The 12347-nt window shown below is 64.2% G+C and carries 12 protein-coding genes and 1 pseudogene; 2 read left to right on the top strand and 11 right to left on the bottom strand.

Going from position 1 to position 12347, the window contains the following annotated elements:
* Positions 1-62: 62 nt before the first annotated feature.
* Entirely contained in the window at positions 63-1448 is a 1386-nt protein-coding gene (locus B7E02_RS05840; protein ID WP_080793900.1) for a glycine--tRNA ligase, read from the bottom strand.
* A 330-nt stretch (positions 1449-1778) separates the two neighbouring features.
* Here B7E02_RS05840 and B7E02_RS05835 point away from each other — a divergent pair, with 330 nt between their 5' ends.
* Both B7E02_RS05835 and B7E02_RS05830 read left to right on the top strand, forming a co-directional pair.
* Positions 1779-2126 carry an ArsR/SmtB family transcription factor gene (locus tag B7E02_RS05835; protein WP_425429776.1) on the top strand — a complete coding sequence of 116 codons (348 nt, stop codon included), beginning with the start codon at positions 1779-1781 and terminating at the stop codon, positions 2124-2126.
* A 67-nt stretch (positions 2127-2193) separates the two neighbouring features.
* Positions 2194-2625, top strand: coding sequence for a Fur family transcriptional regulator (locus B7E02_RS05830; RefSeq protein WP_080793898.1), 432 nt, complete (start codon positions 2194-2196; stop codon positions 2623-2625).
* Here B7E02_RS05830 and B7E02_RS05825 read toward each other — a convergent pair.
* The 10 genes and pseudogenes from B7E02_RS05825 to B7E02_RS05780 form a co-directional block, all read right to left on the bottom strand.
* Positions 2622-4096, bottom strand: a pseudogene (locus B7E02_RS05825) (amino acid permease). The gene B7E02_RS05830 and the pseudogene B7E02_RS05825 sit on opposite strands and share 4 nt — an antisense overlap.
* A 2-nt stretch (positions 4097-4098) precedes the next feature.
* Positions 4099-4896: a FadR/GntR family transcriptional regulator gene (locus tag B7E02_RS05820; protein ID WP_080793896.1), complete on the bottom strand. Its 798-nt coding sequence runs from the start codon at positions 4894-4896 to the stop codon at positions 4099-4101.
* Between the two features lie 63 nt (positions 4897-4959).
* The gene (locus B7E02_RS05815) at positions 4960-6042 is read right to left on the bottom strand and encodes a VIT1/CCC1 transporter family protein (protein WP_080793894.1); all 1083 of its coding nucleotides are present in this window, start codon (positions 6040-6042) and stop codon (positions 4960-4962) included.
* A 51-nt stretch (positions 6043-6093) separates the two neighbouring features.
* Positions 6094-6825: an isoprenyl transferase gene (locus B7E02_RS05810; protein ID WP_080793892.1), complete on the bottom strand. Its 732-nt coding sequence runs from the start codon at positions 6823-6825 to the stop codon at positions 6094-6096.
* A gap of 37 nt (positions 6826-6862) precedes the next feature.
* A complete protein-coding gene (gene recO, locus B7E02_RS05805) occupies positions 6863-7585 on the bottom strand; it encodes a DNA repair protein RecO (RefSeq protein ID WP_080793889.1) in 723 nt (240 codons plus the stop codon).
* A gap of 8 nt (positions 7586-7593) precedes the next feature.
* Positions 7594-8511 (bottom strand): GTPase Era, encoded by a 918-nt coding sequence (gene era, locus B7E02_RS05800; protein ID WP_080793887.1) that lies wholly within the window; start codon positions 8509-8511, stop codon positions 7594-7596.
* Positions 8512-8609: 98 nt separating this feature from the next.
* Positions 8610-9935, bottom strand: coding sequence for a hemolysin family protein (locus B7E02_RS05795; RefSeq protein WP_080793885.1), 1326 nt, complete (start codon positions 9933-9935; stop codon positions 8610-8612).
* Between the two features lie 4 nt (positions 9936-9939).
* Positions 9940-10527: an rRNA maturation RNase YbeY gene (ybeY, locus tag B7E02_RS05790; RefSeq protein WP_080793881.1), complete on the bottom strand. Its 588-nt coding sequence runs from the start codon at positions 10525-10527 to the stop codon at positions 9940-9942.
* Positions 10524-11537 carry a PhoH family protein gene (locus tag B7E02_RS05785; protein WP_425429788.1) on the bottom strand — a complete coding sequence of 338 codons (1014 nt, stop codon included), beginning with the start codon at positions 11535-11537 and terminating at the stop codon, positions 10524-10526. Before B7E02_RS05785 ends, ybeY begins: the two co-directional genes overlap by 4 nt.
* An 83-nt stretch (positions 11538-11620) precedes the next feature.
* On the bottom strand, positions 11621-12346 hold the full coding sequence (locus B7E02_RS05780; protein WP_080793875.1) for a 16S rRNA (uracil(1498)-N(3))-methyltransferase: 726 nt from the start codon (positions 12344-12346) through the stop codon (positions 11621-11623).
* Between the last annotated feature and the right edge of the window lies 1 nt (position 12347).

Here is a 12347-nt window from a genome sequence, read left to right as displayed (position 1 = left end):
ACAGATTAGCACCGGCCCTGAACAAAGCCGGTGTCAATCAAAAGTTGGACATACGAGGAAGTCTAGCAGCCCAGGAGGCGCTCACCGAGGTATGCCTGCAACTCATCCAGAGGGATACGGACCTGCTCCATGGTGTCGCGCTCGCGCACGGTCACTGCGTTGTCCTCGAGGGTGTCGAAATCGACGGTCACGCAGAAGGGGGTGCCGATCTCATCCTGGCGACGGTAGCGGCGCCCGATGGCTCCGGAGGTGTCATAGTCGACGTTCCAGAACTGGCGCAGCTCCGCGGCGAGCTTCTCGGCGACCGGGGTGAGCGTGTCCTTTTTCGACAGCGGCAGCACCGCGACCTTGACCGGTGCCAGACGGCGGTCTAGCCTGAGCACGACCCGCTTGTCCACTCCACCCTTGGAGTTGGGAGCCTCATCCTCGTGATAGGCATCCATGAGGAAGACCATCATCGCGCGACCGAGACCCGCGGCGGGCTCGATCACGTAGGGGATCCAGCGCTCCCCGGTCTCCTGATCGAAGTAGGATAAATCCTCCCCCGATCCCTCGGAGTGCACGCGGAGATCATAATCGGTGCGGTTGGCCACACCCTCGAGCTCGCCCCACTTGCTGCCGGCGAAGTTGAAGGCGTACTCGATGTCAACCGTGCGCTTGGAGTAGTGCGAGAGCTTCTCCTTGGGGTGTTCGTAGAGGCGGAGGTTCTCCGGCCGCACACCCAGGTTGAGGTACCACTGGTGCCTGGTGTCGATCCAGTACTGGTGCCACTCCTCGTCCTCACCGGGCTTGACGAAGAACTCCATCTCCATCTGCTCGAACTCACGGGTACGAAAGATGAAGTTTCCGGGTGTGATCTCGTTCCGGAAGGACTTTCCGATGTTGGCGATGCCGAACGGCGGCTTCATCCGGGCGGAGTTCATCACATTCTTGAAGTTGATGAAGATACCCTGCGCCGTCTCGGGGCGCAGGTAGTGCAGCCCCTCCTGGTCATCGACCGGACCGAGGAAGGTCTTGAGCAGGCCGGAGAAGGCCCTCGGCTCGGTCCAGCTGCCGGGCTGACCGGTCTCGGGGTCGTTGATATCGGCCAGGCCGTTGACCGGCGGGTGGCCGTGCTTCTCCTCATAGGCCTCGAGCAGGTGGTCGGCGCGGTAGCGCTTGTGGGTGTGCAGCGATTCCACCAGGGGATCGGTGAACACCTCGACATGCCCGGAGGTGACCCAGACCTGACGGGGCAGGATCACGGAGGTGTCCACGCCGACGACATCGGGCCGGGAGGTCACCATGGAACGCCACCACTGACGCTTGATGTTCTCCTTCAGCTCCACTCCCAGCGGACCGTAATCCCATGCGGACCGGGTGCCACCGTAGATCTCACCACACGGGTAGACCAATCCGCGTCGTTTGCACAGGTTGACTACGGTGTCGATGATCGATTGCTGAGCCACGTCGGATGCTCTCCTCCAGATTGATTACTAAAACTCAGGTCCCCCTCGGGGACATACCCGTCCGATTCTAGCCCAAGATGCCCCGGTTTCATCCCTGACCCCCACGGACGGAAATCCCCGTGGATTGTGCGCGCCGGGTGCGGAATTTCCTGCAGTTATCCCCACCTCCGGTGAATGGTGGCACAAATACCCGGCAGAAGATCTCAAATGCGATAGCATAGCATTATTGCTAGTCGTTAGGGGTAGGAAAACCTATCCTGCATCCCGATAGAAAGGGGGTTACCGGAGATGCTTGACACCCCGCGAGAGTTCATGAGTCCGCTGGATCAGGTGAGCGATCTTCAAGCGACCGATCCCGTTCCCACCGGTTCCTCGGTGATCGAATCACGGGCCGCGCTGGTCGCAACCGCGAACCTGATCCGATTGCTCGATTCCCCCATCCGCATCCACATCATTCTCTCGCTGTACGAACGCCCCCACTACGTCCACGAGCTGGTCTCGGTCATCGGAAACTCCCAGCCCCTGATCAGCCAGCATCTCAAGGTGCTCAAGGATTCCGGGATAGTTTCGGCGACCCGCAACGGCAGACAGATGACCTATTGCCTCAGTGCACCGCCCGTCATCGACGTGATCAGAGCGGCCCACGAGGCCAGCTCCTACAGCCAGGAACAGCAGTAGCACGTCGGTCCGGGGTAGGATACGGGAGAGATTCAACGTTTTCTATCAGGATTCAGGAGGGCACGAGGTGGGCCCCAACAGAGTCGGGCAGGCGAGCGCCCCCAAGCTCGGTGTGCGCAGCACCCGGCAGCGCAAGGCGGTTGTCGATGTACTCAACGAGCTCGATCATTTCGCCTCGGCGAAGGAGATTCATTCCGAGCTCGATTCCAGGAGCCTCGCGGTAGGATTGACCACCGTGTACCGCACCCTCCAGTCCCTTACCGAGATCGGCGCCGTGGACGTGCTCAACGTAGCCGGGGGCGAAACGCTCTACCGGCAGTGCGTCGCCGGCCATCACCACCACCATCTCGTGTGCACGCGGTGTGGGAAAACGGTGGAGATCGACGGGGGCCCGGTGGAATCCTGGGCCCGGGAGGTGGCCTCCTCCCACGGTTTTCTGGTGAGCAGCCACGAGGCGGAGGTTTTCGGCCTCTGCCCCGACTGTCAGCTCCTTTCCTAGGGGTTGAGCTCCGCCCCGCGCTCGGCGGCGATGGCGGTGATCCTTCCGCGGCAGGCGTACCACCCTCCGACCAGCAGCGGGATGATCACACCCAGACCGGCCACGGTCCAAGTTCCCACCGGCTTGTCAAAGGCCATCATGATGACGATGAACACCAGGCTGATCAGCACGAACCAGCTGGAGTAGGGCGCCAGCGGCATCCTGAACGCCGGTCGTTGCAGCCTACCTGCCCTGGCGTGGCGGACAAGGGCGATGTGGCAGAGCACGATCATCGCCCAGGACGCGATGATGCCCAGGGCGGCGAAGTTGAGCACGATCTCGAAGGCCTGCGACGGCACGATCGCGTTGAGACCGACCCCGAACGCGGCGACCACCGCGGTGATCACGATGCCCCCGTAGGGGACTCCGGAGGTGCTCATCCGGCCGGCGAAGCGGGGAGCCGAGCCGTTGAGCGCCATCGAACGCAGAATCCTTCCCGTGGAGTACAACCCCGCGTTGAGGGAGGACAGTGCCGCTGAGAGCACAACCAGGTTCATCACCACATCCATGCCCGGAACGCCGATGGCGGCGAAGAATGTCACGAAGGGACTCTCCCCCGCCCGGTACTCGGTGTAGGGAAGCAGCAGCGACAGGAGGATGAGCGAACCGACGTAGAACACCGCGATCCGGACAATCACCGTGTTGATCGCCCTCGGCATGATCTTCTCGGGGTTCTCCACCTCCCCCGCGGCCGTACCGATCAACTCGATCGAGGCGTAGGCGAACACCACACCCTGCATCAGAACGATGACGGGAAGGATTCCGCCGGGAAGCAGTCCGCCGTTGTCCGTGATCAGCGACCACCCGACATCATGGCCCTCGATGGGTGTGCCGAAGATGACAAAGTAGCACCCGATCACGAGGAACACCGACAGCGCCACCACCTTGATCAGCGCGAACCAGAACTCCATTTCCCCGAAGACCTTCACGGAGATCAGATTCATCCCCAGAACCAGGGTCAGGGCCGCCAGTGCCCAGCCCCACTGCGGGACCGCCGCTATCCAGGGGACGTAGCGGCCGAAGAAGTTCATGTACAGGGCGGCGGCGGTGATATCGACGATGGATGTCATCGCCCAGTTCATCCAGTAGAGCCATCCGGTGGCGAAGGCCGCTTTTCTCCATAGAACTCACGGGCGTAGGAGACGAAGGATCCCGAGGAGGGCCGGTGCATCACCAGCTCCCCCAGTGCCCGGAGAATGAGGAACGCCAGCAGACCGCACGCGGCGTAGCTGAACACGATGCCCGGTCCCGCCTGCTCCAGACGCCCTCCGGCACCCATGAACAGGCCGGTGCCGATGGCACCACCGATGGCGATCATGTTCACGTGCCGGGTACTCAGCCCCTTGTGGTAGTCGTTGTCCCCCGCCGTGATGGCGGTCTCCGGCCGGACCTTTACGGTAGGACCGGTTTGATCGTGTCGGTTGTTATGCATTGTCATCCTTGAACGGTGGGAGGGGTCGGATCCTTGGGCGTTGCACTTCTGTGCGCTTTCACCGGGGTCGCGTGCCGCTCACCGGCGTCCGCGGTACTCACGATGGCGTCAACTATGACCTGGACCGCGGAGAGGTGCCTGGCCATCGCCGCTGCCGCGGCATCGGGTTCCCCGGCGGCGATGGCCTCGACGATCGCGCGGTGCTCGATATTGGAGGGCTCCCGTCTGCCCGCCACGAGGTTGACGGTCTCGGACTGCCTGGCGAGTGATTCCCGGATATCCCCGACCACCTGCTTGAACACGGAGTTGCGGCTGGCACGGGCGACGGAGGCGTGGAACTCGGTGTCCAGCTCGACCCAGGGGGCGGAATCCTCCTCGACCTCCATGTGCTCAATGAGGCCGAACAGATGCTCCACGTCCGCCTCGCTCCTGCGTTCCGCGGCGAGCCGGGCCGCGGGGATCTCGATGTGAGGGCGTGCCTCGTAGAGATCGCTGGCGGAGTAGTTTCCCAGCACCAGACCCCTGGTCGGGGTGCGGGAGATGACGAAGGTGCCCCGTCCCGTTTCGGTACGGGTCAGTCCCAGCGCCGCGCAGGAACGCAGCGCCTCCCTGACCACGGAGCGACTGACCCCGTACGCCCGTGCCAGTGCCGCCTCCGAGCCCAGTTTTGCGCCGAGGGGCATGTCCGCGGCCTCGATCGCCGCACGCAGGGCGACGAAGACCTCCTCGGCTGCACTGGTCCGGTGGATCGCATGCTGTTGGGGTGTCCAGCTGTCAGACAGGTTCATGGTGACCATCATGTACTGTGACGTGGCTTACGTCAACCCCCACCGATTGAGCGGGGACACCCCTGCGGGGCGCGGCTAGCCGATCACCGTGCCGAAAACCAGCCCCAGAACATAGGTCACGGCGGCCGCACCGTAGCCGATTCCCAGCTGCCGGAGTGCCCGCATGGTCGGGGGCTTGCCGGACAGCACACCGGTGATCCCACCGGTGCACAGCAGCGCCAATCCGACCAGTACCAGCGAGATCACTCCACCGGTCAGTCCCGTCGCACCGAAAATGAACGGCAGGATCGGGATCAGTGCACCGGAGGCGAAGAAGATGAAGCTCGACAGCGCGGCCGAACGCGCGGAACTCATCGTCCCGTGTTCGGCGGGCTTCTCGATCAGCTCCGGGGCTTCCTCACCGTGGGCCCGCTGGAGACCGGCGAACACCTGGCTCGCACGTTGGCTCGCCGCCTCCTGGCTCATACCCCGCGCCCGGTACACCAGTTCCAGTTCATTTGCGTTGACATCGAGCTCGGGCAGCGCTGAGGTGATATCGGGATTTGGTGCGGAGGCCTCGAGCAGCTCATTCTGCGACTTCACCGAGATGTACTCGCCAGCCGCCATCGACAAGGCACCGGAAAGTAGACCCGAGACACCTGTGACCAGCACCACCTGCGGCGATACGCCACTGGCCATAACGCCGAGAACCAGCGCGAGGTTGGAAACCAGTCCGTCATTCGCCCCGAAGACCGCAGCGCGGAAGGTACCGCTCATCCGCTCCCTTCCCCTGCTGGCCAGTCCCCGGACAACCTCCGCGTGAATCCGTTCATCGGCACTGATCTGTCCGGAGGCGTCCTCATCGTCGGCATAGGGGCTCCGCGACTCCGCGGACTGCATCAGCGCCAGGGAGAAGACCGAACCGAATCGGCGGGCGAGTACCGCGAGCATCCGGGTTCTCAGATCCGCGCGCGGGATACTCTGCGCCGCATCCCCGAGTTTGTCCTCCCAGTAGCGCTCATGGCGGGACTCGGCCTCGGCGATGCGCAGGAGGATATCCCGCTCCTCCCCGCTGCGCCGGTGCGCGAGCTGACGGTAGACACTGGCCTCGGCCCGCTCATTGGCCAGATACTGCTGCCATCTCCTGATCTGCGCCGGTGTCGGTGCACTGGTGTTCACTGCGATTTCCTTCTCCACACTCGGTTACCTCCGTTGGACATCCGCTTCAATCTACGCGCTTCCGAACCGTCGGTCACGGCGCGCATACTCCTCGACCGCCGCGAACAGGTCCTGCGGGGTGAAGTCGGGAAAGAGTTTGTCCTGGTAGACCATTTCCGCATAGGCCGACTGCCACAGCAGGAAGTTGGAGATGCGCTTCTCCCCCGAGGGCCGGAGAAACAGATCCACATCGGGCATGTCCGGCTCGTCGAGGAAGTCCGGGAAGGTCTTCTCGGTGATCTGCTCCGGGCGGAGCTCCCCGGCCGCGGCCTGCCGCGCGATCTCCTTCGCGGCGTCCACGATTTCCGCGCGGGAACCGTAGTTGACGCACATCGCCAGCGTCATCCTCGTGTTGTCCCTGGTCAGATCCTCTGCGATTTCCAGCTCGCGGATCACCGAACGCCACAGCCGCGGCCGCCTGCCCACCCAGCGCACCCGGACCCCCTTCTCGTTGAGTCCATCGCGCTGCCGGCGCAGCACGTCGCGGTTGAATCCCATGAGAAAGCGGACCTCATCCGTGGAGCGTCGCCAGTTCTCCGTGGAGAAGGCGTAGGCGGAGAGATAGGGGATCCCCAGGGCCAGGCAGGCATCCACAACGTCGAGGAGCACCGCCTCCCCGCGCCGATGCCCCTCGGTGCGCTTGAGCCCGCGGTCGGTGGCCCAGCGGCCATTGCCGTCCATCACCAGGGCAATGTGTCCGGGGAGGAATTTCGCGGGGATGTTCGGTGGTACAAGTTCACTCACAAGTCACTATTGTGCCATGCCCGTTGACCCGCACCCACTACGCCTGATCCAGGACCGCCAGGGTTGGCAGCCTGCGCTCCAGATGCCACTGCAGATGCGCGGTTGTCAGGCGGTGGATGGTGGGGATCATCTCCGGGCGGCGGCGGAGCACCTCGGACTGATCGCCCCGTGCGAGCAGCCACATCATGTGCAGAACCTCCGGCTGCACCTCCGCGCTGCCCTGTGGGCGGCAGTAGAGGCACACCGCCCCACCGGCACCAGGGTGGAAGGCGTTGTGCGGCCCCGGACGGGAGCACTGGGCGCAGTTGAACAGGCTGGGTGCCCAGCCCGCGTGATCCATCGCCCGCAGCATGTAGGCATCCAGGAGCAGCAGCGGTTCGCGGGCACCCTGCAGGTCCTGCAGGGTGCCGGTGGTGGCGTCGAAAAGCTCGGGATCGCCGTCGCTGATCTGCGCGGCGATCTCCAGGACTGCGGAGGCACAGGAATAGCGGATGAAATCGTCGATGATCCCCGAGGCGTAGTAGCCGACGGTGTCGGCGCCCGAGATCGTGGCCAGATTCCGGCCCGGGTAGAGCTGGACATCGAGTTCGACGAAGAGCTGCAGGCGGGAGCCGAAGCGCGACTTGGCCCTGCGTACGCCCTTGGCCACACCGCGAACGATTCCGTGTTCCCTGGTCAGCAGCACGATGATGCGGTCGGCCTCACCGAAGTCATGGGTCCGCACCACCAGCGCGCGGTCCCGGTAACTGCCCCTGCGCACCCGGCTCCCTAGAAACCCAGTCGGTTCAGGGCCTTGGGATCGGACTGCCAGTTCTTGAGCACCTTGATACGCAGATCGAGGTAGACGTTCTGGCCCAGGATCCTGATGATCTCCAGACGGGAGTTGTGGATGATCCGGCCCAGCCGCTGCCCCTTGAAACCGGTGATGATGTCCTTTTGACCGGGACGCTCGACGTAGAGTATCGCATGGACGCTCAGGGTGTTCTCCCGCTCGGGATCCGGCAGGATCTCATCGACCTCCACCGCGACCGAGTGCGGGAGCTCTTCCTTGAGCCCGGAAAGGGCCGCCTCGCGGATGGCCTCGGCGATCCTGGTGTCCCTGTCCTCGTCGGTGACGTGGTCATCGGGGTAGAACTTCGGCCCCTCGGGAAGAAGCCCGGCGATGACGTCGGAGAGGACGTCCACCCCCTCGCCTGTGGCGGCGGATACGGGGACAACCTCGGAGCGTCCGTCGAGAAGCTCGTGCACCGCCATCAACTGGGCGGCGACCTCATCGCGGCTGACCCTGTCGATCTTGGTGATGATGCCCACGATCGGCGTCCGCGGGGCGACGGTGCGGACGGCCTCGAGGATCCAGCGGTCGCCGGGACCGATCTTCTCATTCGCGGGGATGGTCAGACCGATCAGATCCACATCGGCGTAGGTGTCCCTGACGGATTCATTCAACCGCTCGCCGAGCAGGGTGCGCGGCCGGTGCAGACCCGGGGTGTCCACCACGATGATCTGTGCGTCCTCCCGGTGCACCAGGCCACGGATGGGGTGGCGGGTGGTCTCCGGCTGATCGGCGATGATCGCGATCTTCTCCCCCACCAGCGCGTTGGTCAGCGTGGACTTGCCCGTGTTGGGGCGTCCGACGAAGCTGACGAAACCGGAACGGAAACCCTCCGGGGTATCGCTAAAACTCATTGATCCTCTTACTAGATCTCATTTGACGGTTGATCTACCAGCATAGTCGCTCGATGCGGGAATCCGGGCATCGTTCCGGCGCTGCCGGCACCGCGGACTCAGTCCTCATCGTCCACACTGAGATCTCCCACCTCCACCACCACGGAATGCACCCGCAGCCGGCCACGGCGGTTTCTGGCGCCCTCCGCGGTCAGGGTCAGCCCGGAGGTACGCACCGAAACACCGGGCAGCGGCACCCTCCCGAGTTCGAAGGCGAGCAGGCCGCCGACGGTATCCACCTGATCCTCGATCTCCTCCGAGAACACCAGGTCCTCATCGAGCTCGTCCTTGATCAGTTCGATGAGATCCTCAAGCGACAGCCTGGACACCACACGGTAGGTGCGCTTCCCGAGCTCCTCGATGGGGGCGACCTCACTGTTGTCATACTCATCGGCGATCTCGCCGACGATCTCCTCGAGGATGTCCTCGATGGAGATCAGTCCGGCCACACCGCCGTACTCGTCAACGAGCATGGCGATGTGGTTGTGCTGTTCCTGCATCTCCTGGAGCAGGGCATCCAGGGACTTCGAATCGGGGACGAAGGTGGGTGCGCGCATGACCTCGTCGACAGTGACCGAACGCCCGCCGTCGGTCGCATAGTAGGTCTTCTGCACCAGATCCTTGAGATAGATGATGCCGATGATGTCATCGACGTTCTCCCCGATCACCGGAATCCGCGAATGCCCCGAACGCACGCACAGCGCGGTGGCCTGCCCGGCGGACTTCCCCGATTCGATCCAGATCATCTCCGGACGCGGGACCATCACCTGGCGTGCCGTGGTGGAGGCGAGATCGAAGACAGACTGGATCATGCGCCGCTCCTCCATCTCCACGACGCCGTGCTCCTGGGCGATATCGACCATCTCGCGCAGCTCCACCTCGGTGGCGTAGGGGCCGTTTCGGAACCCCGGACCGGGCGCGAGGATGTTGCCGATCCAGATCAGCAGCCGTGCCAGCGGGCCGAGGATCTTGGCCACGACACCGAGGACCACGGCGGAGCGCAGCGAAACGGTGTAGGGGTTCTTCCGTCCCACGGTGCGGGCGAAGACTCCGACGACCGCGAAGGTGACCAGGGCGATCACAACGATGGCGCCGGCTATCGCCCCGCCGTCATTGCCCAGTTCCATCACCGCGACGGCACCGGCGAGCACGGCTGCGGTCGCATCGAGCAGGGTGCGCAGCAGCACCAGGATGTTGATGTTGGTCGCCCGGTTGTCGATCACCCCGAGCAGCGCAGCGGCCCCCGGCTCATCATCCTTGTGCAGTTGTTCGACGCGGGCCCTCGACACCGCGGACACCGCGGACTCCACCGCCCCGAGCAATCCGGAGAGCAGCAGCGCGGCGATGATGGCGACGGGCATCCACCATATGACGGGATCATCCATCTATTTACTTACCTTCGGATTCATCATGATCATCTGCATCAAGCCTCAGATCGAGCTCGAGACGCTCGGAGGCGGTGGGGAAGGCACCGGGGCCCGAGGGCTTGGTCTGAAACTCGATTCCGCGGGCCTCCACGTTGTCGTACCAATCGGCGAGAAGCTCATTCTGCAGGGCGAACATCTCCCGTTCCTGCGCCGGCTCCACATGGTCATAGCCCAGCAGGTGGAGGCAGCCGTGCACCGTGAGCAGGGCGAGCTCGTGGCCGAGACCGTGACCCGCCTTGTGGGCCTGCTTCTGCGCAAACTCCGGGCACAGCACGATATCGCCGAGCATCGCGGGTCCCGGGGTGGCGCCGTCCGGGCGCGAGTAGCCGGGGGTGAGCTCATCCATGGGGAAGCTCATCACATCGGTGGGGCCCTCAAGGTCGAGCCACTTGACATGCAGATCGGCGATGGTGTCCATGTCCACGATGTGGATGGAAGCCTCCGCGTCGGGGTGGATATCCATCTCGCCGAGCGCGAAGGAGAGGACATCGATGAGCATCTCCTCATTGACGCCGTCATATCCGGACTCGTTGAAAACTTCGATGCTCACTGCTCAGTCGCTTTCTCACGGAGGGCCGCCCGCGCACGCTTGCGCTCGGCGGCGCGCAGCTCCTCGAGGTCCTCATAGTCCTGGTAGGCGTCGACGATCCTTCCGACGAGCTGGTGGCGCACCACGTCCCCGGAAGTCAGCTCGGAAAAGTGCACATCATCCACGCCGCGGAGAATGTGCCGGACCAGACGCAGCCCGGATCTTTGCCCACCGGGCAGGTCCACCTGCGTGATATCGCCGGTGACCACCATTTTCGAGCCGAACCCCAGGCGGGTAAGAAACATCTTCATCTGCGCAGGGGTGGTGTTCTGGGCCTCGTCGAGGATCACGAAGGCATCATTGAGCGTGCGCCCGCGCATGTACGCCAGCGGCGCCACCTCGATCACCCCGGCCTCCATGAGCTTGGGGATCATCTCCGGTTCCAGCATGTCGCGCAGGGAATCATAGAGCGGACGAAGGTAGGGGTCGATCTTGTCATTGAGCGTGCCCGGCAGGAATCCCAGCTTCTCCCCCGCCTCGACGGCGGGACGGGTGAGAATGATCCGGCTGACCTGCTTGAGCTGCAGGGCCTGGACCGCCTTGGCCACCGCGAGGTAGGTCTTGCCCGAACCGGCCGGCCCGAGGCCGAAGACGATGGTGTTGACGTCGATGGCGTCGACGTACTCCTTCTGCCCGAGGGTCTTGGCGCGGACGACCCTGCCACGGCGCGCTATGATCTCCCCGGAAAGGATCTCCGCGGCCGATTGCGGAGTTTCCACCCGGATAATCCCCACCACGCTCTTCACGGTGTCCGGGCTGATCACATGACCCCGTCTGGCGATGGATTGCAGTTCATCGAAGATCTTGGTGGCCCGGGACACCTCATGGGCCGGGCCGGTGAGCTCGACCCGGGTCCCTCTTACAAAAATATCGCAGTCAAGCTGGTTGTCCAGCACTTTCAGGTTGTCGTCGGTGATCCCCAGAACCGTCTGCGCCAGCTCACGATCAAGCTCATAGACGGTGGTGACCACGTCGGTGCGGGTGCTTCGCTGTGCGGTCAAGGTGCTGAATCTGCCTGCTTTCTGGGATTTTCCAATAAGTTTTGTGGGTCACTTTACCAGCGCTGCGACAAAACGCCGATGGCTGAAAGTGCGACCATTCCCGCCGAGGCGGTCCGCAGCACCTCCGGACCCAGCCGGACCGGATGCGCACCGGCGGCGCTGAAGGCCTCCACCTCCTCCGGGGCGACCCCGCCCTCGGGGCCGATGATCACCACCACCTCACCGCTGAAGGTGAACTCGCGGATCGGTGTGCTGGACTCCTCGTGCAGGATCAGCGCCAGATCGGCGTCGGCGATGAGCTTTTCGACGCCGGCGGCACCGACGACCCCGCTGACCTGCGGGATGAACGCACGCCGTGCCTGTTTGGCGGCCGCCTCCGCGGCCGCCTGCCACTTGGCCAGGGATTTCGCCTCCTTGCCCGCCCACCTTGCGATACTGCGCGAGGCCTGCCACGCCACGATGCGATCCGCTCCAGCCTGCGTCAGCAGGTCCACGGCCAGTTCCGAACGCTCCGCCTTCGGGATGGCCTGCACGATCGTGACCCGGGGATCCGGCGCCGCCACAACCTCGAGGGACTCAACAACCAGCCCGAGCCGGTCCCTGCCCGCGGTGCTGCGCACCACACAGGTGCGCCTGCCGCCGCGGCCGTCGATAAGCACGATCCTCTCACCGGGCTGCAGGCGCCGGACGGTCACGGCGTGCCTGCCCTCGGCACCGCCGAGCTCCACCGACTCACCGACGTCCGCGTCGGTGTCTGAAATGAACACGGGCAGCGACATG

Source organism: Corynebacterium pacaense (assembly GCF_900169525.1).
GTDB lineage: Bacteria > Actinomycetota > Actinomycetes > Mycobacteriales > Mycobacteriaceae > Corynebacterium > Corynebacterium pacaense.
The sequence above is the reverse complement of the archived record's forward strand: the minus strand, read 5'-3'. Positions and strand labels throughout refer to the sequence as shown.

Bases quoted from the DNA above. Each gene is read 5' to 3' on its own strand.
- B7E02_RS05795 (WP_080793885.1), bottom strand. From the start codon at position 9,935: ATGGATGATCCCGTCATATGGTGGATGCCCGTCGCCATCATCGCCGCG.
- era (WP_080793887.1), bottom strand. From the start codon at position 8,511: ATGAGTTTTAGCGATACCCCGGAGGGTTTCCGTTCCGGTTTCGTCAGC.
- B7E02_RS05780 (WP_080793875.1), bottom strand. From the start codon at position 12,346: ATGTCGCTGCCCGTGTTCATTTCAGACACCGACGCGGACGTCGGTGAG.
- B7E02_RS05820 (WP_080793896.1), bottom strand. From the start codon at position 4,896: ATGATGGTCACCATGAACCTGTCTGACAGCTGGACACCCCAACAGCAT.